The sequence below is a fragment of the Streptomyces sp. enrichment culture genome, from assembly GCF_964273255.1.
In the GTDB taxonomy this organism is placed as follows: domain Bacteria; phylum Actinomycetota; class Actinomycetes; order Streptomycetales; family Streptomycetaceae; genus Streptomyces.
In genome coordinates, this window is the sequence record NZ_OZ186835.1 from 5232332 (window position 1) to 5251759 (window position 19428).

19 protein-coding genes are annotated in these 19428 nt (G+C 73.2%); 4 read left to right on the forward strand and 15 right to left on the reverse strand.

All coding sequences use genetic code 11. From position 1 onward, the window contains the following. Position 1: 1 nt before the first annotated feature. A complete protein-coding gene (locus ACSU53_RS22720) occupies positions 2-472 on the forward strand; it encodes a hypothetical protein (protein ID WP_437030459.1) in 471 nt (156 codons plus the stop codon). A gap of 142 nt (positions 473-614) precedes the next feature. Here the strand turns inward: ACSU53_RS22720 and ACSU53_RS22725 are convergent, their stop codons facing one another. From ACSU53_RS22725 to ACSU53_RS22750, 6 genes are all read right to left on the reverse strand, one after another. Further along, positions 615-2105 (reverse strand): DUF1996 domain-containing protein, encoded by a 1491-nt coding sequence (locus ACSU53_RS22725; protein WP_437030461.1) that lies wholly within the window; start codon positions 2103-2105, stop codon positions 615-617. A 533-nt stretch (positions 2106-2638) separates the two neighbouring features. Then, positions 2639-3277 carry a winged helix-turn-helix domain-containing protein gene (locus ACSU53_RS22730; RefSeq protein WP_437030463.1) on the reverse strand — a complete coding sequence of 213 codons (639 nt, stop codon included), beginning with the start codon at positions 3275-3277 and terminating at the stop codon, positions 2639-2641. A gap of 134 nt (positions 3278-3411) precedes the next feature. Further along, entirely contained in the window at positions 3412-3534 is a 123-nt protein-coding gene (locus tag ACSU53_RS22735; protein ID WP_275413330.1) for a hypothetical protein, read from the reverse strand. 157 nt (positions 3535-3691) lie between these two features. Then, positions 3692-4720 (reverse strand): glutamine synthetase, encoded by a 1029-nt coding sequence (gene glnII / locus ACSU53_RS22740; protein WP_437030466.1) that lies wholly within the window; start codon positions 4718-4720, stop codon positions 3692-3694. A gap of 397 nt (positions 4721-5117) precedes the next feature. Continuing rightward, entirely contained in the window at positions 5118-5792 is a 675-nt protein-coding gene (locus ACSU53_RS22745; RefSeq protein ID WP_437030467.1) for a hypothetical protein, read from the reverse strand. A gap of 130 nt (positions 5793-5922) precedes the next feature. Beyond that, positions 5923-6282 (reverse strand): arsenate reductase family protein, encoded by a 360-nt coding sequence (locus ACSU53_RS22750; RefSeq protein WP_437030469.1) that lies wholly within the window; start codon positions 6280-6282, stop codon positions 5923-5925. A 238-nt stretch (positions 6283-6520) separates the two neighbouring features. Between ACSU53_RS22750 and ACSU53_RS22755 the strand changes: the two genes are divergently transcribed. After that, positions 6521-6835, forward strand: a complete 315-nt coding sequence (locus ACSU53_RS22755; RefSeq protein ID WP_432058912.1) for a hypothetical protein — start codon at positions 6521-6523, stop codon at positions 6833-6835. A 208-nt stretch (positions 6836-7043) separates the two neighbouring features. Here ACSU53_RS22755 and ACSU53_RS22760 read toward each other — a convergent pair whose 3' ends face one another. From ACSU53_RS22760 to glnA, 3 genes are all read right to left on the reverse strand, one after another. Then, positions 7044-8414 (reverse strand): hypothetical protein, encoded by a 1371-nt coding sequence (locus ACSU53_RS22760; RefSeq protein ID WP_437030471.1) that lies wholly within the window; start codon positions 8412-8414, stop codon positions 7044-7046. Between the two features lie 73 nt (positions 8415-8487). Next, positions 8488-8745 (reverse strand): hypothetical protein, encoded by a 258-nt coding sequence (locus ACSU53_RS22765; RefSeq protein ID WP_432058908.1) that lies wholly within the window; start codon positions 8743-8745, stop codon positions 8488-8490. A gap of 399 nt (positions 8746-9144) precedes the next feature. Further along, positions 9145-10554 (reverse strand): type I glutamate--ammonia ligase, encoded by a 1410-nt coding sequence (glnA, locus tag ACSU53_RS22770; RefSeq protein ID WP_437030473.1) that lies wholly within the window; start codon positions 10552-10554, stop codon positions 9145-9147. A gap of 210 nt (positions 10555-10764) precedes the next feature. Here glnA and ACSU53_RS22775 point away from each other — a divergent pair, with 210 nt between their 5' ends. Beyond that, positions 10765-11232: an RDD family protein gene (locus ACSU53_RS22775; RefSeq protein ID WP_362089145.1), complete on the forward strand. Its 468-nt coding sequence runs from the start codon at positions 10765-10767 to the stop codon at positions 11230-11232. Between the two features lie 516 nt (positions 11233-11748). Here ACSU53_RS22775 and ACSU53_RS22780 read toward each other — a convergent pair. From ACSU53_RS22780 to lipB, 4 genes are all read right to left on the reverse strand, one after another. Continuing rightward, positions 11749-12450, reverse strand: a complete 702-nt coding sequence (locus ACSU53_RS22780; RefSeq protein ID WP_437030475.1) for a DUF4191 domain-containing protein — start codon at positions 12448-12450, stop codon at positions 11749-11751. A gap of 81 nt (positions 12451-12531) precedes the next feature. Further along, the gene (locus ACSU53_RS22785) at positions 12532-12732 is read right to left on the reverse strand and encodes an SCO2195 family GlnR-regulated protein (protein WP_437030476.1); all 201 of its coding nucleotides are present in this window, start codon (positions 12730-12732) and stop codon (positions 12532-12534) included. 446 nt (positions 12733-13178) lie between these two features. Next, the gene (lipA, locus tag ACSU53_RS22790; RefSeq protein WP_437030478.1) at positions 13179-14144 is read right to left on the reverse strand and encodes a lipoyl synthase; all 966 of its coding nucleotides are present in this window, start codon (positions 14142-14144) and stop codon (positions 13179-13181) included. An 86-nt stretch (positions 14145-14230) separates the two neighbouring features. Next, complete coding sequence (gene lipB, locus ACSU53_RS22795; RefSeq protein WP_437030480.1) at positions 14231-15031, reverse strand: lipoyl(octanoyl) transferase LipB; 801 nt, start codon at positions 15029-15031, stop codon at positions 14231-14233. A 223-nt stretch (positions 15032-15254) separates the two neighbouring features. Between lipB and ACSU53_RS22800 the strand changes: the two genes are divergently transcribed. Next, the gene (locus tag ACSU53_RS22800; protein ID WP_437030482.1) at positions 15255-16718 is read left to right on the forward strand and encodes a regulator; all 1464 of its coding nucleotides are present in this window, start codon (positions 15255-15257) and stop codon (positions 16716-16718) included. Between the two features lie 191 nt (positions 16719-16909). Here the strand turns inward: ACSU53_RS22800 and ACSU53_RS22805 are convergent, their stop codons facing one another. Together ACSU53_RS22805 and ACSU53_RS22810 are read right to left on the reverse strand one after the other, a co-directional pair. Further along, entirely contained in the window at positions 16910-18307 is a 1398-nt protein-coding gene (locus tag ACSU53_RS22805) for an NAD(P)/FAD-dependent oxidoreductase (protein WP_437030484.1), read from the reverse strand. A gap of 212 nt (positions 18308-18519) precedes the next feature. Next, positions 18520-19422, reverse strand: a complete 903-nt coding sequence (locus tag ACSU53_RS22810) for a TIGR01777 family oxidoreductase (protein ID WP_437030486.1) — start codon at positions 19420-19422, stop codon at positions 18520-18522. Positions 19423-19428 lie beyond the last annotated feature (6 nt).

Here is a 19428-nt window from a genome sequence, read left to right on the forward strand (position 1 = left end):
CATGAGGCTGACCCGACCGATGCTCGCGCTGACCGGCGTGGTGGCGGCACTGGCGCTGGCGGGCTGCGGGGCCGGCGACGACGGGGAGCGGGACGTGCCGCCCACCGCCACCGGCAGCCTGGAGCACCTGGCGGCCGAGGTGAAGTGCGACCCGGACATGCAGACCGACGCCGACACGATCCGCCAGGCGATCTGCAAGAAGGGCAAGGAGAAGTACATCCTCGCCACCTTCGCCACCGACCGCGGCCAGCGGGAGTGGATCGACACCGCCAAGGACTACGGCGGTCTCTACCTGGTGGGCCGCAAGTGGGTGGTGGTCGGCCACGAGAAGGTGCTGGAGGACCTGCGGGGCCGGCTCGGCGGTGACGTCGAGGAGGGCATCGACCACAGCGGCCACGGCGGCGACGGCGGCGGCTCGAAGGACGGCGGGACCGGGGGCGGGCACGCCGGCCACGCCGGGCACGGCGGCTGAGCCCTCCGTCACGCCCGCCGTCCCCGTCGTCCGCGTCGTCCGCGGTCCGCACCTCGGACGCCGGACACACCGAAGGGCCGGTGGCGGGAGATCACTCCCGCCACCGGCCCTTTCGCCTGCCGGCGACCGGTGGAACCGCGGACTACGTGCAGTCCTCACCGTTGTTGATGCACTGCACCACCTGGTTCATCAGGTCCTCGTCCATGACGTTGATGAAGTCGTTGTGGTCGGTGATCGGCTTGTGCAGCTGCTCCGGGAAGCTGTCCACGGCGTACGGGTTCTGCACCTGACCGTTCTCGATGGTCGGGGTGGGGATGTCGTACACCAGCTTGACCTGGAGCTGCGGAATGGCCTGGAAGCCGTTCGGGCAGCTGCCGTCGGCCTGGACGAAGGCCATGTGGTCCCGGTGGTTGGCGCTGTCGATGTTCTGGCCGTCCCAGCAGCTCTGGAAGTTGGACGTCCGGACCACCTGGCTGCCCTCGGGGCACAGCGGGTACTTGTCCGTCGACTGCCGGTCCTCGAAGCCGGTGCAGCTCCAGGAGGTGTTGGCGTTCGCGGTGCCGTTGACGAAGGACTTGGCGTCACCGGTGATGATGCGCAGGAACCTCGGCATCGCGACGACGTCACCCTGCTTGTTGCCGACGAACTTCAGCTCCGCCTGCGCCGGCTTGAGGATCCGGCCGATGTTGCCCTCGGCGCCGCCGCCCTGGTCGTTGGCGTCGAACTCCTCCGTGCCGTCCTGCAGGCGCAGCACCGGCCAGTAGTAGGTCGACTTGTCGCCCTGGTTCTGGCAGGAGGTCTCGGCGTTGGCGAGGTCCTCGTCGCTGGAGAACGCGTCGTTGTCCTGGTTGCCGACGTAGTCGTGCACGTGGTGCGCGCCGTTGTCGACGCCCGGGGCGGCGATCAGGTTGTCGCTGTTGAACAGGTTGTTCTCGTTGGTGCCGCACTCCGTGGTGAACGTGCCGGTGGAACCGGTGTCGCCGTTGGCGGGCAGACCGTTCGGCAGGTTGCGGGAGTTGGGCGGGACGTCCTTGATGTCGATGAAGTCGGCCGCCACCGGCCCGGCGACACCGTTGCCGTTGTCGTCCGGCTGGCCACCGTCGTTCTGACCGCCGCCGTTCTGACCGTCGTTCTGGCCGCCGCCGTTCTGGCCACCGCTCTGACCGCCGGCCGGGCGGCCGGTGCATCCGGCCAGCCGGTCCAGGTTGCCGGGAGCCTTGCCCCCGGCCCGGTTGATCTGCAGCTTGATGCGGTCGATCAGCACCTTCCGCCGGTCCTTGAGCGGACCCAGAATGGAGTTCTGGACGAAGTTCGCGTCGCCGGCCTGCGCGCGGCGCGTGGTGACCAGGCGCTGGTAGGCGTCGGTGATCTGCTGGTCCATCGAGGCCAGTTCACCGTCGACCTCGCCACGGGCCCGGTCCGGCACGTTGCGGAGCTTCTGGCCCACGTCCGGACAGTAGATCGTGACGACTTGCGACACGTTCCGTTTCGTCCGGTTGTCCGGCGCCTTCTCGTGCGCCGATGCGTAGAAGTTCGCCCAGATCAGCCCGCCCCCACCGAGCGCTAGGGCCGCCGATGCGGCAATGGCCTTGGTGGCCAGCGGCGTACGGCGTTTTCTTGTGTTGCGTCCCATGGAACTCCTCTGACTTCCTTGCGGGGCATCCCATTGCGGGGCATCGAGGCGCCCGACAGGAGTGAAGCGGCTCCCTTGAATACGGGAGCCGCCTCCGGGGTGTTCACCCGTCCCGGAAATCGATGGGAACTTCCTGCGCCCCAGGGGTTTCAACAGCCGCTGTCCTACGGGGAGTTGCCCGTCGTCCACCCCGGGTGAGGAGCCGGGGCGGCGGCCCGGCCACCGCCGGAACCCGCGCCCGCCGACGGCGGCCAGGGGAGCCGGCGGGCGGGGGAGCCGGCGGGTCGGCCGAGGCCGACGCCGTGGACCTCGGCGGGCGCCCTCGCCCGCCGGTGACTCCGCCCGGCCGGGCGGACCCCGGGAACGGCTCTCTGCCGTCGGGGGACGGGGACGTCCGGTCCCCGTCCCCCGACGGCGGACACGGGCGTCCGGTCCCCGTGCCGCGCTTCGACCGTTCTTCGGCCGTTCTCCGGCTGCTCTCCGGCCGTTCCTCGACGGCGGGCCGGGGCGGCCGGGAGGCAGGCCCCCGGCGGTCAGCGTCCGGTCGGCGGGACGTACTGGTAGCCGACCCGGCGCACCGTGCGGATGGCCTTCCGGTGCTCGGCCCCCAGCTTGCGGCGCAGCCGCGCGATGTGGACGTCGACGGTCCGGCCGTCGCCCACGTGGCCGTAGCCCCAGACCGTGCCGACCAGCTGCTCACGGGTGTGCACCCGGTGGGGGTGGCCGACGAGATGGGCCAGCAGCTCGAACTCCAGGTAGGTGAGGTCGAGTTCGCGGCCGTCCACGGAGGCGGTGCGCCGGCCTCGGTCGACGCGGACCAGGTCGTCGCCCCCGGTGGGCGCGGGCGCGTCCGCGCCGCCCCGGTCCGCCGGGTCCTGCGCGGCCACCGGGAACGGCGGCTGCCGGTCGGCGGGGACCAGCACCAGGTAGCCCACCATCGGGGGCTGCCCGGGCAGCACCGGCAGCGCGTGCCGCGGCGCGGGCAGCCAGGTGGCCCCCGGCGGCAGCAGGTCCGCGACGGTGACCACGTCGTCCCGGTCGACGGCGCGCAGCCGGTGCCGGGGACGGTCGGTGGCCGCGGCGGGGGAGACGGCGGGAGACGCCGGGTGGGCGGCGGGGACGGGGGCAGCGGCGGTGGACACGGGACGGGGGAGGGAACGGGGGGTCGCCATGACGGATCAGCTCTTTCGCGCGGAGGGACGTGCGTCGGGAGGGACGACGGCCGCGCGAGGAGAGGACCGGGGCGGACCGTCGTGGACGTACGCGGTGCGCGCCGGGAGACCGGGAGGTGGTGGTGTGCGGTGCTCTACCGGGCCGGCGCGTGCGACGCGCGACAACACACCCGGTCGAAGTCGTGGTGCTGCCGGGAGGGCCAGAAGGGCTCGAGGTCGTGGCGACCCGTCGCGACGGACTTCCGGTGGCTGGCCATGCCCCCCATTGAAGCAGACCCCGGCCGCCCGCAGGAGTCCGTTCCCACCGCTCGGACACCCGCCCCGGGCCCGTACCGCCCGCACGTCGTGAGGGGACGCCCGCCGGTACGGCGGACGCCCCCTCACGGACGGCTTTCGGTACGGACTTGGGACGGCTCAGACCGGGCCGGCCTTCTCCAGCGCGGTGCAGCAGGTGTCGACGAGCAGGCGCGTCACCACGTAGGGGTCGACGTTGGCGTTGGGCCGGCGGTCCTCGATGTAGCCCTTGCCGTCCTTCTCCACCTGCCACGGGATGCGCACCGAGGCACCGCGGTCGGAGACGCCGTAGGAGTACTGGTCCCACGGGGCCGTCTCGTGCAGGCCGGTGAGGCGGTCGTCGATGCCGGAACCGTAGTTCTTGACGTGGTCCAGCGGCTTGGAGCCCTCGCCCAGCGACTCGCAGGCCGTGATGATGGCGTCGTAGCCCTCGCGCATGGCCTTGGTGGAGAAGTTGGTGTGGGCGCCCGCGCCGTTCCAGTCGCCCTTGACCGGCTTGGGGTCGAGGGTCGCGGCGACGCCGAAGTCCTCCGCGGTGCGGTACAGCAGCCAGCGGGCCACCCACAGCTGGTCGGCGACCTCCAGCGGGGCCAGCGGGCCGACCTGGAACTCCCACTGGCCGGGCATGACCTCGGCGTTGATGCCGCTGATGCCGAGTCCCGCCTTCAGGCAGTTGTCCAGGTGCGCCTCGACGACGTCCCGGCCGAAGATCTCGTCGGAGCCGACACCGCAGTAGTAGCCGCCCTGCGGGGCGGGGAAGCCGCCCTTGGGGAAGCCGAGCGGGTGGCCGTCCCGGAAGAAGGTGTACTCCTGCTCGATGCCGAAGACCGGCTCCTGGGCGGCGAACCGCTCGGCCACCTCGGCCAGGGCGGCCCGGGTGTTCGACTCGTGGGGCGTCATGTCGGTGTGCAGGACCTCGCACAGCACCAGCACGTCGTCGCCGCCGCGGATCGGGTCCGGGCACACGAAGACCGGCTTGAGGACGCGGTCGGAGGCGTGCCCCTCGGCCTGGTTGGTGGACGACCCGTCGAAGCCCCAGACCGGCAGGCCGGCGCCCTTGTCGCCGTCACCGAGGATCTTCGTCTTGGAGCGCAGCTTGGCGGTCGGCTCGGTGCCGTCGATCCAGATGTACTCGGCCTTGAAGCTCACGGTCCACATCCTTCGGGGTGGTCGGGGCGCTGGTGCGGGTGCTGCCGCGCCGCGCCCGGCGGGGCGCCACGCTGATGTCCCGCAGCTTGTCAACAGGCGATTTCCCGTCCATTGCCCGCACGTGAATGCCGTGTTACCGACTCCGCCGTGCCCGCGTCGCCGTACGCCGGCCGGCGTACGCCCCCTGCTGGTGGCGCCGCCCGGAGGCCGTCCGCCGTGCGGCTGTCGTATGCCGTGCGGCCGGCGCGGGCAGTCGGGGGCACGGGCGGGGGCCCGCCGCTCCTGGCCGGAGCGGCGGGCCCCCGTGGGACGGCGGTCCTGAGCCGAGACGTGGCCGAAAAGCACGCCTCGCCCCCCTGTGAGGACCGCCGTCGGGGAATTCCTGACGGCCCGGGCGTCACCCCACCTTCTCGATCACGGCCCGGCGGATCAGGAACTTGCCGGGCTCCCGGACCTGCTCGAAGGCGGCGTCGTTGAGCAGGACACAGCTCCCGGAGGTGGAGGTCACCTCCACCGTCGTGGACTTGTTGTTGTCCAAGTTGGTGACCTTCAGCCGGGTCCCGGCCGGGAACTGGTTGCTGGACGCGGCCGGGGCGCCCGGCTCGCCGGAGAGGGTGACCGTCGAGCCGTTGCACACCTGCTCGCCCACGGCCGCGGCGCCGTCACCGCCCGGGTTCTGCGCGGCGTCACCGCCGCCCGCCTGCTCACCCTGCGCGGGCTGGGAGGGCGCCGCCGGCTGACCGGCCTGGGAGCCCTGAGCCGACTCCCCCACCGTGCACCCGGACGCCTCCTGCTTGCGCTTGATCTCCTCGATGACCGCCTCGCGGTTGGCGATCCTGGCCTCCGACTGGGCGTCGGGGGCGGCCCGCTGGCCCTCGATGAACTTCTGGTTGTTGCCGAGCGCGGTGGCCAGGCCCTGACACACGGTCGAGTCGCCCGCCGCCTTGACGGACGGCGTCTGGGCGGCGTTCGACGTCGTCGCCATGACGAAGGCGCCGCCTCCCGCCACCGTCGCCGCGCTCAGCAGGAGCGCCAGCTTCTTCTTCGGACCGAGAGTTCTCCTACGCGACATGCGCGCCTCCTGAAGAGGATGGGGGGGAGCGTACGCCGCTATGTACGAGATACCGAACGGAGTTGCTCAGCGGTCGGCCCAAGTCCGCGAAGTAACCTGCGTCACACCCCGGTTGGGGTGGACGGTGCTGCTAACGGGACAGCGCGTCCCGCACCGCCTCCTCGCTGCGGCCGACCACCGCCGTGCCGTCGTCGGCGGTGATGATGGGCCGCTGGATCAGCTTGGGGTGCTCCGCGAGCGCCGTGATCCACCGGTCCCGCGCACCGGCGTCCCGCGGCCACTCCTTGAGCCCCAGCTCCTTGGCCGCGGCCTCCTGGGTGCGCGTGATGTCCCACGGCTCCAGGCCGAGCCGTCCGAGCACCTCGCGGATCTCGTCCTCACTGGGCACGTCCTCCAGGTAGCGCCGGACGGTGTACTCGGCGCCCTCCGCGTCGAGCAGGCTGAGCGCGCTGCGGCACTTGGAACAGGCGGGGTTGATCCAGATCTCCATGGGCCCACCGTACGCCCGCCCGCGCGGGACCCGCTCTGTTCGAATTTCAGGCGCCCCGCGCGCCTCCCTCGAATCTCCCGTGACGCGCCCTCAAAATACGTCCTGAACTGGGCCTTTGTGGTTGTCCACAGGCCCCCGGAATGTCAGTGCCGGGCAGTACACTGGAAGCAGTGTTCGAGGGAATCGCCGGGGTCGCCGTCGACTTCGGAGCTGCCCCGTCCGCGACTGGAGGATGCCCGTGCCCGCTGCCGCCCTGAAGCCGAAGCCCCTGCCCACCCAGTCCACCGCCAAGCGCCCCGTCCTGCTCGAACTGCCCTGCGCTCCGGTCGAGAAGCGCCCGCTGCCGCCCGGCCGCCCCCGCGAGTGGTACGTCACGCACAACCGCCGGCTGAAGGCGATGCGCCTGGCCATAGCCCTGCTCGACTCCGGCGTCTACCTGCCCGGCCAGGCCCGCAACGAGACGATCCGCAGCGCCGCCGAGATGATCGGCGTGCACCCGCCGTCGGACACCACGTGCCACATGGTCCGCGCCTTCATGCGCTACAACCGCTGAAGCGGTGAGGGGCCCCGCACCGGCGGGGCTCCTCACCGGACCCTCGGCCGGCGGAGCCCCGGGTCCCGGTGCCCTGCTCGCCGGGGCACCGGAGGCACCGGGGACTCCCGGCTGCTCCCGGCTTCTCCCGGCAACTTCCGGCAACTTCCGGGAATCCCGGCAAGCCCCGGGAACCGAGCACCGGCCTCCGCGTCACTGGGTCACCGGGTCACCGGGGCAGGCCCGCCATCCATCTGCGCCGGGTGTAGGCGTCGTCGTCGAAGAGGTGCCGGGCGGCCTCCAGCAGCACGCCCACCTCCGGGTTCCCGGATTCCGTGGGCTGCCACCGCCGTACCGCCCGCTCCGCACGTTCCCGCAGTCCCTCGTCCGTGTCCCCCAGCAGTCCCACCGCCGTCCGCAGCCCCGCCACGTCCCCTCGGGCGACCAGCAGCCGGAACGCGCCCACGCGCGTCGCCCGGGGCCGGTGACCCGCCAGGCGGTCCGTCAACGTCCCGTCCGGCAGCGACCGGGCGGACGGCAGCAGCGCGGCCACCGTCTCCCGCACCACACCCGGCGCCGGGTCGTCGAGCAGCGGCAGCAGCCGTGCCGGGTCGACCGCGTCCAGGAGACGCAGTCCGGCCATCGCCCGCGCCCGGACCCGCGGCACCGGATGGCCGAGCAGCGGCCACAGCACGGCGGCGTCCCCCCGCTGCCCGCACTCCGCCAGCCCGATCACCGCGTCCGGCGGCACCTCCGGGCCGGCGCACCGCTCCCGGTACCAGGACAGCGGGTCCCGGCCGTCCTGCCGCACCACGTACCGCGCGCAGGCCCGCACGAGCGCCGACCGGTCGGCCAGGAACCCCTGGGCGCGCTCCGGCAGCCCCGCCCGCCGCAGCGCCGTGACCCCGGCCGCCCGGACCCGCGGACCGCGGGCGGTCAGCAGCGGTTCCAGCACCCCCTCCCGGTCGGCCCCGCGCGCCAGGGCCGCCAGTGCGGCGTCGGCGCACACCGACCGGACGACGACGTCGTGGTCCGCGTGGGCGCGACGGGCCAGCTCGGCGGGGGAGAACCGCCCCTCCCCGACGGCCAGCCGGACGGCGAACCGGCGCACGGCCCGTTCCGGGTGGGCGCACAGCCGCAGCACCTCCTCGCGCGGCGCCCGGCGCAGCACGGAGCCCAGCAGCTCGACCGCGAACGCCCCCCGCTCACGTTCCCCGGTGCGCAGGACCACCGGTGCCAGGGCGAACGCCGACCCCACGTCGAGCACCCCGGTCAGCAGCCGGCGGGCCCGCTCCCGCACCGGTGCGACCCAGTCGGCCGCCCGCAGGACCAGCAGGGGCAGCAGCACCGGGTGCGCCACGGCCTTGCCGAGCGCCGCCTCGCGCACGCGGCCGCCCGGATGACAGAGCGCCCGCGCGGCCCGCGCCACCGGGTCCGGGCCGGGCGCGTCCGGGCCGTCGGGCGGCGCCGCCCCGTACCGGATGTCCCACCGGAGCCTCAGGTCGAAGGCCGTCCAGGCCCCTGGATCACCGCCGTCCAGGCCCTCGGCCGGGAACGGCCCGCCGAGCAGCCGCACCGCCGCGCTCTCTCCACGCCCCACGTCCACCACGCCCCCCGCGAGCTGTTGTTCCCGCCGACCATAGGCGTGAGGGGGAGCGGCTGTCGCGGGAGAATCAGTACGGCTGGAAGCCGATGTACCCCAGCAGCAGGATCACCGCGACGATCCCGCCCAGGACCAGCACGGTCGACGTCCAGCGGGAGCGCCCGGCCGACCCGCGGTGCTCCGGTTCGGGGCGGAACGGGACCGGCCCGGGAGGGTTGTCCTTCCACCGGGCGGCGAGCATCCGGGCCCGCGCCGACGGCTCCTTGTGCGGGGCGTCGTCGGCCCACCTGATGTCGAACTCCCGCTCCTCTTCGTCCCTCTCGGACATCCCCGTGACCTCTCTCGAACAACCGTGTCAGGTCCCATGGTCCCCTGAAGGCCGCCCCCGGCGGAAGTGTTCCGGCCACCGGAGCGCCCGGAGAGCGGTCCTCCCACCCCCGCGCGCCCGCCCCCCACCACCGCCGGCCGCACCACGCCAGACACATGCGCCTGTTCCTCCGACGACCCGGGCGGGGCACTTGATCTCGACGTACTGCTCCCTCAACGGGTGGCCGGCCGACGATCGGCGGCCGCCAAGCGGGCGACGGCCCGGCAGAGGGCGACCTGCCGGCCTGACCAGCCGCCACGAAACAGGCCGTCGGCCGTGCTTCTCCCCAGCGGGAAGAGCACGGCCGACGGCCCACGGACGGCCCAGGCGAGCGGTTACCCGCTCCGGCCCGGGGCGGTGTCACACGTCGAAGTACAGCTCGAACTCGTGCGGGTGCGGGCGCAGCTGCAGCGGGGCGATCTCGCTGGTGCGCTTGAGGTCGATCCAGGTCTCGATCAGGTCGGACGTGAAGACGTCGCCCTGGAGGAGGAACTCGTGGTCGGCCTCGAGGTGGTCCAGCACCGCGCCGAGGGAGGTCGGGACCTGTGCCACGTTGGCGTGCTCCTCGGGAGCCAGCTCGTAGAGGTCCTTGTCGATCGGCTCGGCCGGCTCGATCTTGTTCTTGATGCCGTCCAGGCCCGCCAGCAGCAGCGCGGAGAACGCCAGGTACGGGTTGCCGGAGGCGTCCGGGGCGCGGAACTCGACGCGCTTGGCCTTCGGGTTGGAACCGGTGATCGGGATGCGCATCGCGGCGGAGCGGTTGCGCTGCGAGTACACCAGGTTGACCGGGGCCTCGAAGCCCGGCACCAGACGGTGGTAGGAGTTCACCGTCGGGTTGGTGAACGCCAGCAGCGACGGGGCGTGCTTGAGGATGCCGCCGATGTAGTACCGGGCCATGTCCGACAGGCCGGCGTAGCCCTGCTCGTCGTAGAACAGCGGCTCGCCGCCCGCCCACAGGGACTGGTGGACGTGCATGCCGGAGCCGTTGTCACCGAAGATCGGCTTCGGCATGAACGTCGCCGTCTTGCCGTTGCGCCAGGCGACGTTCTTCACGATGTACTTGAAGAGCTGGAGGTCGTCGGCCGCGGCGAGCAGCGTGTTGAACTTGTAGTTGATCTCGGCCTGGCCGGCGGTGCCCACCTCGTGGTGCTGGCGCTCGACCTTCAGGCCGGCCTTGGCCAGCTCCAGGGAGATCTCGGCGCGCAGGTCGGCGAAGTGGTCGACCGGCGGGACCGGGAAGTAGCCGCCCTTGTAGCGGACCTTGTAACCGCGGTTGTCCTCCAGCGCACCGGTGTTCCAGGCGCCGGCCTCGGAGTCGATGTGGTAGAAGGACTCGTTCTCGGAGGTCTTGAAACGCACGCTGTCGAAGACGTAGAACTCGGCCTCGGGACCGAAGAACGCGGTGTCCGCGATGCCGGTGGAGGCCAGGTACGCCTCGGCCTTCTTGGCCACGTTCCGCGGGTCGCGGGAGTACTGCTCGCCCGTGATCGGGTCGTGGATGAAGAAGTTGATGTTCAGCGTCTTGTCGCGGCGGAACGAGTCGACGCGGGCCGTGGACAGGTCGGCGCGCAGCGACATGTCGGACTCGTGGATGGCCTGGAACCCGCGGATCGAGGATCCGTCGAAGGCCAGCTCCTCGTCCGGGTCGAACGCTTCGGCGGGGACCGTGACGTGCTGCATCACACCCGGGAGGTCGCAGAACCGGACGTCGATGAACTTGACGTCCTCGTCCGCGATGAACTTCTTGGCCTCGTCGGCGTTCTGGAACATCCAGCTCCTCCTACTCCCGACCGTCCCGCCGGGGTGGTAGATCGTTCGTGCGGCCAGTGCGGGTGGCACACGCTGTGTTCGACCCTAAGGACGGGTGATTTCTCGGGCGTGACCCATTTGTTTCGCACAAGTTAACCGCGCGCCCGCCTGCGAGGTCCCGGACACACCCCGCCCCCCTCCGGTCATATGCGGGCGCAGTACCGTGGACGGGTGGACAACAGGCAAGCAATCGGATCATGGCTCTCCGGCCCCCGTGCGGCCATGGAGGACGCCGGTGCGGACTTCGGGTACCGGGGCGAGCAGCTCGGGCTTCCCGAGGACGGGCCGGGCTCGATCGCCCGCCCCGGCCGCAGGCTCGGTGCGCTGGCGGTGGACTGGGCGATGTGTGCTCTGATCGCGTCCCAGCTGATCACCGGCAGCTACGGCCAGACGTCGTCCAACTGGGCGCTGCTCATCTTCTTCGTCATGAGCGTGCTCACCGTCGGGACGATCGGCTGCACGCCCGGCAAGCGGCTGTTCGGGCTGCGCGTGGTCGCCCTGAACACCGGGGGCGTCCAGCCGGCGCGAGCGCTGCTGCGCAGCCTGCTGCTCTGCCTGGCCCTGCCCGCCCTGATCTGGGACCGCGACGGCCGGGGGCTGCACGACCGGATGGCCGGCACGGTCGAGGTGCGGATCTGAGGCTCCCGGCGGACCGGGTGCGGCTTCGACGGTCCGGTACGGACCGTCCCCTGGCCTCCTCACCCCAGACCCCTCGCACCCCCGACTGCCCACCCGACGGGCACGGCCCGGTGACGCCGTGGCCACAGCCCGACGCGCCGGGGTGCCGTATACGACAGGGCGGGGCAGGGCAGGGAACGTACAGGGCAGGGCAAGGACACGGAACGCGACGGAGCGCCGCGGCGCCCGACTCCCACGCGACGGCCCCGCACGACCGTCACGCGCAACTGCCCCCGCGCGACCGGTACGCGTGACCGCACCGCACAACCGGCACACGCGGCGTCCCGCGCATCCGTCACCCGAGGCGCACCGCGCATCCGTCACCCGAGGCGCAGCGCCCACCACACACCGCACCGCGCACCACAACACCGCACTCCCGCGCGGCACCGCACCCACGGGCAACGCACAACGCCGAGGGGCGCCCGGAGTGGTCCGGGCGCCCCTCGGCGCGTTGCCGTCCGTCGTCGCGGTGGGAGCTCAGCGCTGCCGCGGGCCGCCCTTCGGGAGCTTCATGCCCTTGGGCATCGGACCCTTCGGCAGCGGCATGTTGTTCATCAGGTCGCCGAGCGCGCGCAGCCGGTCGTTGGTCGCGGTGACCTGGGGGCCGGTGAGCACGCGGGGCTTCTTCAGCATGGTGGTGCGCAGCTTCTTCAGCGGGACCTGGCCCTCGCCCGTGCCGACGATCAGGTCGTGCACCGGCACGTCGGCGACGATGCGGTTCATCCGCTTCTTCTCCGCCGCCAGCAGGGTCTTCACCCGGTTCGGGTTGCCCTCGGCGACCAGGATGATGCCGGCCTTGCCGACCGCGCGGTGCACCACGTCCTGGTTGCGGTTCATGGCCACCGCCGGGGTGGTCGTCCAGCCCCGGCCGATGTTGTCCAGCACGGCCGCGGCGGCGCCCGGCTGGCCCTCCATCTGACCGAACGCGGCCCGCTCGGCCCGGCGCCCGAACACGATCGCCGTCGCGAGGAAGGCGAGCAGGAAGCCCAGGATGCCGAGATAGATGGGGTGCCCGATCAAGAAACCGATCGCGAGGAAGACACCGAAGGTGACGATTCCGACAGCCGCGAGTACAAGACCGATCTTCTTGTCGGCCCTGCGGGTCATCTTGTAGGTCAGGGCGATCTGCTTCAGTCGCCCGGGGTTCGCAGCGTCCGCTGCGGTTTCCTTCCTCGCCATGCCCCGAAGTCTACGTGGCCCCGCGAGCGCGATCGACGGCAGTGCCCGGCCGGGACGCGCACGCGACGGGGTGCGGGCGGGTCAGGGGCGCGTGAGCAGCGACTGCTGCAGCGCGCGCTCGGTCTCGACCCGGTCCTTGGCGCGGCGGCGGTCCTCCAGGACGGAGGTCCAGGCGTTGCGGCGGGCGGTGCGCTGGCCGCTGCTCATCAGCAGCGACTCGACGGCCCGCAGGGCGGTGGTGAAGGAGGGGAGGGCGTTGGCGCGGACGGGCGCGGCCTGCATGACGGGTGTCCCTCTCGGTACGGTTCCGCGGTCGTTGCACGTGCGGGTGTACGTGCTGTCGTTCCAGGGTCACTGCTTGGTGTTACCAGGACGTGACCCGCCGGTCAAACACCCATGAAGGCCCGGTACCGGGCCCACGAACGAGGACGCGGCCCCGTCGTGCGCCCTCATCTGCGAGGACGTGCGGGACCGCGCGCTCTCGGCCATTACTGGCCAGTAGTCTCTTGTGCGTCATTTCACAGGCGCGCACCCGGGCCGTTGGAGAACCGGGGCGCGCCGCCCCGCCGGACTCCCGGACCGTTCCGCCCCGCTCGACTGCCGTTCCGCCCCGCTCGACTGCCCCTCCGCCCCGCCGGACTCCCGGACCGGCCCCCGCCGGCGCGGGACGGGCCCGGCGAGCGGGACGGGTGCCCCGCCGCCGGGGCGGGGCCGGGGCGCCGGAGCCGTCAGACCGCCTGGGCGGCCACGTAGCTGCCGCGCTTCTCGACGGCCATCTGGTAGAGCCGCCCCGCGCGGTAGGAGGAGCGGACCAGCGGGCCGGACATGACGCCGGAGAAGCCGATCTGCTCGGCCTCCTCCTTCAGCTCCACGAACTCCTGCGGCTTGACCCAGCGTTCCACCGGGTGGTGCCGCACGGACGGGCGAAGGTACTGGGTGATGGTGACCAGCTCGCAGCCGGCGTCGTGCAGCTGCTTCAGTGCCTCGCTGACCTCCTCACGGGTCTCGCCCATGCCGAGGATCAGGTTGGACTTGGTGACCAGGCCGACGTCGCGGGCCTCGGTGATGACCTTCAGCGAGCGCTCGTAGCGGAAGCCGGGGCGGATCCGCTTGAAGATCCGGGGCACCGTCTCCACGTTGTGCGCGAACACCTCGGGCCGGGAGGAGAAGACCTCGGCCAGCTGCTCGGGCACGGCGTTGAAGTCGGGGGCCAGCAGTTCGACCTTGGTGCGGCCGTCGGCGCGCTGCGCGGTCTGCGCGTGGATCTGGCGCACGGTCTCCGCGTACAGCCAGGCGCCGCCGTCCTCCAGGTCGTCGCGGGCGACGCCGGTGATGGTGGCGTAGTTCAGGTCCATGGTGACCACGGACTCGCCCACCCGGCGGGGCTCGTCACGGTCGAGCGCCTCCGGCTTGCCGGTGTCGATCTGGCAGAAGTCGCAGCGCCGGGTGCACTGGTCGCCGCCGATCAGGAAGGTGGCCTCGCGGTCCTCCCAGCACTCGTAGATGTTCGGGCAGCCGGCTTCCTGGCAGACCGTGTGCAGACCCTCGCTCTTGACCAGGTTCTGCATCTTGGAGTACTCGGGGCCCATTTTGGCCCGGGTCTTGATCCACTCGGGCTTGCGCTCGATGGGGGTCTGGCTGTTGCGGACCTCCAGGCGCAGCATCTTGCGTCCGTCGGGTGCGACTGCGGACACATCGGCTCCCTAGCGTTTGATTCTTCGGCGTTCCCCAGGGTACGCCCGTTGATTTGGTGGCCGGAGGCGGCGTCCGGCCGGGCCGGTCAGGCCGCCGGTGTCCTCTCGATCTCCCGCGGCTTGAGGTCCGCGTTCTCCAGAATGTCCCGCAGGTGCCGCTCCACGACCGGCAGCACCTCGTCCAGGGTGACGTCACGCCCCAGCTCGTTCGCCAGGGAGGTCACGCCCGCGTCGCGGATGCCGCAGGGGATGATGCGGTCGAACCAGACGTTGTCCGGGTTCACGTTGAGCGCGAAGCCGTGCATGGTGACGCCTTTGGCCACCCGGATCCCGATGGCGGCGATCTTGCGGTCCTCGCGCCGCTGTCCGGCGTTGGACGGGGCGTACTCCGGGCCGTTCAGCCGGGGGTCGAACTCCTCGTCGTGCAGCCGGGGGTCGAAGTCGAGGGAGAGCCCGCCGAGCACGGGCCGCTGCTCGACCGGGTCGCCCAGCACCCACACGCCGCTGCGCCCCTCGACCCGGGTGGTTGTCAGGCCGAAGTCGGCGCAGGTACGGATCAGGGCCTCCTCCAGGCGGCGCACGTGGGCGACCACGTCCACGGGGCGGGGCAGCTTCTGGATCGGGTAGCCCACCAGCTGGCCGGGGCCGTGCCAGGTGATCTTGCCGCCGCGGTCCACGTCGATCACGGGGGTGCCGTCCAGGGGGCGTTCGCTCTCCTCGGTCCGGCGGCCCGCCGTGTAGACCGGGGGGTGCTCCAGGAGGAGCACGGTGTCCGGCACCTCGTCGGCGAAGCGGGCGGCGTGCACCCGGCGCTGTTCGTCCCAGGCCACCTGATAGTCCACGGCCTCGGCCCCGAAGCCCATCCGGACGAACCGCACGTCACCCACGGCAAGCGCCTCCCTAGAAAGCTCGTAAGGCACGCAACGCGCCCACGCCACTGTACGTCCGTCAGCCTTCCGGCCAATCCTCACACGATCGGATGAATGCCTGACGGAATGTGCGACCGCCCGCTTACTCTCCGCTACATTCGCGCCGACCGTGAGGCCATTCGGGCTGCTCACAGGCACCCCGGCTCACAGTTCGCCCGGAAGGCAGGAGACCGCACAGCAGATGACGGAACGACCCGCGCAGCGCACCCCCAACCGCCAGCTCGCCGCGCTCATCGCAGAAGCGGGGTTCTCCAACGCGGGGCTCGCCCGTCGCGTGGACCAGCTCGGTCTCGAACACGGGCTCGACCTGAGATACGACAAGACCTCCGTCACCCGCTGGCTGCGCGGACAGCAGCCCCGGGGCACCACCCCCGCCCTGATCGCCGAGGTCTTCACCCGCCGGCTCGGCCGCCGGCTCACCGCCCAGGACCTCGGCCTGGACGCCTGCGCGCCCGTCTACGCGGGCCTGGAGTTCGCGGCCACCCCCGAGGAGGCCGTCGACATCGTCAGCGGGCTGTGGCGCAAGGACTCCGGCAGCCACGCCGAACTCCGCAAGATCGCCTTCACCTCCGCGGGGCTCGTCGTGCCCAGCCGGGACTGGCTGATCGGCCGCCCCGACGAGAAGGTCGCCCGCGCGGAACCCCCCGTCCGGGTCCCCGCCCAGGGACGCCCGGCCGTCCGGCCCCCCGGGGCCGCCGGACTCGTCCCCCGCCGGGCCCGCGGCGCCGAACGCGGGCCGGGCCAGCGGGTCAGCGGCGGCGACATCGCCGCCCTGCGCTCCGTCGGGGAGCTGTTCCGCACCCTCGACGACGCCTACGGCGGCGGCCACGCCCGGCAGGCACTGGTGCGCTACCTGGAGCACGAGTGCGAACCGATGCTGCGCGGCACCTACGGCGAGCAGACCGGCCGCCGGCTGTTCGCGGCCGCCGCCGACCTGACCCGGCTGGCCGGCTGGACCTCGTACGACATCGCCGCGCACGGGCTCGCCCAGCGCTACTTCGTGCAGGCGCTGCGGCTCGCCCAGGCCGCCGGGGACCGGGCCTACGGCGCCTACGTCCTGGTGACGATGAGCCGCCAGGCCGTGTACCTCGGGCACGGGCGCGAGGCGGTGCAGCTCGCCCGCGTCGCCCAGCAGGGCGCGGGCGGCTCCGTCCCGCCGGCCGTGCAGGCGCTGCTGCACGCGGCCGAGGCCCGCGGACACGGCGTGCTCGGCGAGGTGCGCGCCTGCACCACCGCGCTGGTGCGCGCCGAACGCGCCCTGGCGGGCGCCCGGCCCGGCGACGAGGTGCCGCACTGGGCGCGGTTCTTCGACGAGGCGCAGCTGGCCGACGAGTTCGGCCACTGCCACCGCGACCTCCAGCAGTTCCGGGCCGCCGCCCAGCACGCCGAGCGCTCCCTGCAACTGCGCGCGCCGGCGTACGCCCGCAGCCGGCTGTTCAGCCGGGTCGTCCTGGCCACCGCCCGCCTCGGCCTCGGCGAACTCGACCAGGCGTGCCAGCTCGCGGTGGAGGCGGCCGGCCAGGCGGCGGAGATGCGGTCGGTGCGGGCCGTGGAGTACGTGCGCGACTTCGAGCGCCGTCTGGAGCCGTACCGCGACGCGGGCCCGGTGCGCACCTACCGGGACAAGGTGGCGGCCCTCGGATAGCGGGGCCCCCTGGCCGCATCCGCACGGCCCGGGGACCGGGAGCCGCCGGACGGCCCGTGCCCCGGGGAGCCGCCCGGGAGCCGCCGGGGGCCGCCCGCGCGCGTCGGGGGAGCGTCCGCGCCGCTCGGGTTGGCCCGCGGGCCGGGAGCCGGGTCGCGGCTCCGGGCCCGCGGAGGTCGGTCACCGCACCGTCAGGCCGCCCGCGGGGCCGTCGGCAGGGGGTCCGCGGTGTGCAGGGGGCGGCCCGCGCCGAGGTCGGTCAGCAGGGCGGTGGCCGCCCGGCGGCCGGAGTGCAGCGCGCCCTGCACCGTGCTGGTGTCCCGGTGGTCGCCGCACACGTACAGCCCCGCCAGCAGCCGCACCGGCCGGCGCAGGTCGTGCGGGGCCCGCATGGCCGGGACGGCGTGCGGGGTGTGGTGCACGGCCAGCGTCTCCCAGCGGGCGGTCGACGTGCCGTAGAGCCGGTTCAGGTGCAGGCGGACGGCGGTGTCCACCTGGGCCGGGGGAGTGCCGAGCACCGTCGAGGCGACCAGCGCGCGCCCGGCCGGTGCCCGCGTGGGGTCCACCCGGCTGACCACGGCGGTGTGGCTCACCGGGCCGCCCCGGTCCGCGTCGAGCAGCAGCGCGGTGCCGGTCGCGGGCGGGTCGTCGGTCGCGTGGTGCACCACGGTCACCGGGTGGAAGTCCGGCACCCGCAGTCCGGGCAGCAGGTCGGCCGCGGAGCGGGCGTCGGTCGCGATCAGCACCGCCCGGCAGCGGAACTCGCCGTGCTCGGCGGTGGTCACCGAGGTGGTGGAGACGGACGTGACCCGCACGCCGGTGTGCACGGTGCCCGGCGGCAGCCCCCGCAGCAGCAGCTCCGGCAGCGCCTCGGCGCCGCCCTCCGGCAGGCACAGCCGTCCCCGCGCGAAGGAGCGCAGGGCGAGGTCCGCGCACCGGCTCGACGTGGTGAGGTCCGGGTCGCACAACAGCGCGGCCAGCAGCGGACGCAGGAAGCCGTCGATGGTGCGGGCGGGCAGGCCCCGCGCCACCAGCGCCTCGGCGGCGGTCAGTTCCGGCCGTGCCAGCAGCCGCTCCACGGGCGTCCCCGCGAGCCGGGTGAACGCGGCCCCCAGCCGGGCCTGGTCCACCGCGGTGCCCAGCGGGGCGCCGGTGCGGCTGCGGGGGACCGAGACCTGACGGCCGGGCACCGCGGCCGGCCGCCGGGGCACGCCCCGGGGATGGGGGGCGCTCGCGAAGGCGCGCACTGCATGGAGTGCGCCCCTCGCGCCCCCGGCGCCGGACGGAGCGCCCGCCCGGTGGTGCCGTCCGTCGCTGTGCAGCAGGACACCGGGCGCGAAGGGGTGCAGGACGAGTCCGTCCAGGCCTGCGTTCAGCCGTAGTTCGGGATACGCCGTCGACAGCAGCTGCCCGATCCGGTCGAGCCGGAAGCCGTCGGTCTTCTCGGTCGCCATGCGGCCGCCCACCTGCCGGGCGGTCTCCAGGACCAGGGTGCCGACTCCTGCGCTGGTCAGCCGACGCGCCGCGGCGAGGCCGGCGACACCGGCCCCCACGACGACGACGTCCGCCTGGTGCGTGGGCTCAAGCACGTGCCCCTCCTCGAGGTTGCGCGGGCGCTGGAGACGTCATGCCCTCAACAGGCCCCAGGGATACCCGAGTTCAGGTCGAGGTTAGGCCCGTGATCGGTCCCGGACAGTCGCGCATCGACAGGGCACGGGCGCACGACGGTCGCATGCCGACCGCACCCGGACGGAAAGAGGTCACAGGGGGCGCGGACCCGGGGACAAGCGGTCGCACCCGCTCACAGGGCCGCCCGCACCGCCCCCTCGACGTCCGGGAAGGCGAACCGGAAGCCCGACTCCAGCAGCCGTTTCGGCAGCACCCGCGCACTGCCCAGCACGTCCCCGGACATCTCCCCCAGCACCGTCCGCAGCACCGGGGCCGGCACCGCGAACACCGCGGGGCGGCGCAGCACCCGGGCCATCACCCGGGTGATCTCCGCGTTGGTCGCCGGCCGCGGCGCGGTCACGTTGAACGGCCCCGACAGCCCCTCGTGCTCCAGCAGATGGCGCAGCGCGGCCACCACGTCGTGCAGTGCCACGAACGACCAGTACTGCCGCCCGTCCCCCAGTCTGCCGCCCAGCCCGGCCCGGAACAGCGGGAAGAGACGGCCCCACGCCCCGCCGTCGCGCGACACCACCAGCCCGGTCCGCGGGAACACCGTGCGCACCCCCGCCCGTTCGGCCGGTGCCGCCGCGCCCTCCCACTCCCGGCACACCGACGGCAGGAAGCCCTCCCCGGCCGGGGCGCTCTCGTCGACCTCCCGGTCACCGGTCTCGCCGTAGTAGCCGATCGCGCTCCCGTTGACGAGGACCCGCGGCCGTCCGGCCTCCGCCAGCCCGGCCACCGCCGACGCGAGCGCCGCCGTGCCCCGCACCCGGCTCGACCGGATCCGCTCCTTGTACGCGGGCGTCCAGCGCCGGTCGCCGACCCCCGCCCCGGCCAGGTTCACCACGGCGTCGCACCCGGCCAGGCCGGGCGCGTCCACCGCGCCCGCCTCCGGGTCCCACCGGACCTCGTCCGGGCCCCGGGGCGCCCTGCGCACCAGCCGGACCACCTCGTGCCCGTCCGCGGCCAGCGACCGCGCCAGGGCACCACCGATGAGACCGGACGCACCGGCCACCGCGACTCGCGACTGTTCCATGCCGCC

Bases quoted from the DNA above. Each gene is read 5' to 3' on its own strand.
- ACSU53_RS22735 (WP_275413330.1), bottom strand. From the start codon at position 3,534: ATGGCCAGCCACCGGAAGTCCGTCGCGACGGGTCGCCACGACCTCGAG.
- ACSU53_RS22730 (WP_437030463.1), bottom strand. From the start codon at position 3,277: ATGGCGACCCCCCGTTCCCTCCCCCGTCCCGTGTCCACCGCCGCTGCC.
- ACSU53_RS22745 (WP_437030467.1), bottom strand. From the start codon at position 5,792: ATGTCGCGTAGGAGAACTCTCGGTCCGAAGAAGAAGCTGGCGCTCCTG.
- ACSU53_RS22720 (WP_437030459.1), top strand. From the start codon at position 2: ATGAGGCTGACCCGACCGATGCTCGCGCTGACCGGCGTGGTGGCGGCA.
- ACSU53_RS22765 (WP_432058908.1), bottom strand. From the start codon at position 8,745: ATGTCCGAGAGGGACGAAGAGGAGCGGGAGTTCGACATCAGGTGGGCC.
- ACSU53_RS22750 (WP_437030469.1), bottom strand. From the start codon at position 6,282: ATGGAGATCTGGATCAACCCCGCCTGTTCCAAGTGCCGCAGCGCGCTC.
- ACSU53_RS22785 (WP_437030476.1), bottom strand. From the start codon at position 12,732: ATGCAGGCCGCGCCCGTCCGCGCCAACGCCCTCCCCTCCTTCACCACC.
- glnA (WP_437030473.1), bottom strand. From the start codon at position 10,554: ATGTTCCAGAACGCCGACGAGGCCAAGAAGTTCATCGCGGACGAGGAC.
- ACSU53_RS22800 (WP_437030482.1), top strand. From the start codon at position 15,255: ATGACGGAACGACCCGCGCAGCGCACCCCCAACCGCCAGCTCGCCGCG.
- ACSU53_RS22780 (WP_437030475.1), bottom strand. From the start codon at position 12,450: ATGGCGAGGAAGGAAACCGCAGCGGACGCTGCGAACCCCGGGCGACTG.
- ACSU53_RS22810 (WP_437030486.1), bottom strand. From the start codon at position 19,422: ATGGAACAGTCGCGAGTCGCGGTGGCCGGTGCGTCCGGTCTCATCGGT.
- ACSU53_RS22725 (WP_437030461.1), bottom strand. From the start codon at position 2,105: ATGGGACGCAACACAAGAAAACGCCGTACGCCGCTGGCCACCAAGGCC.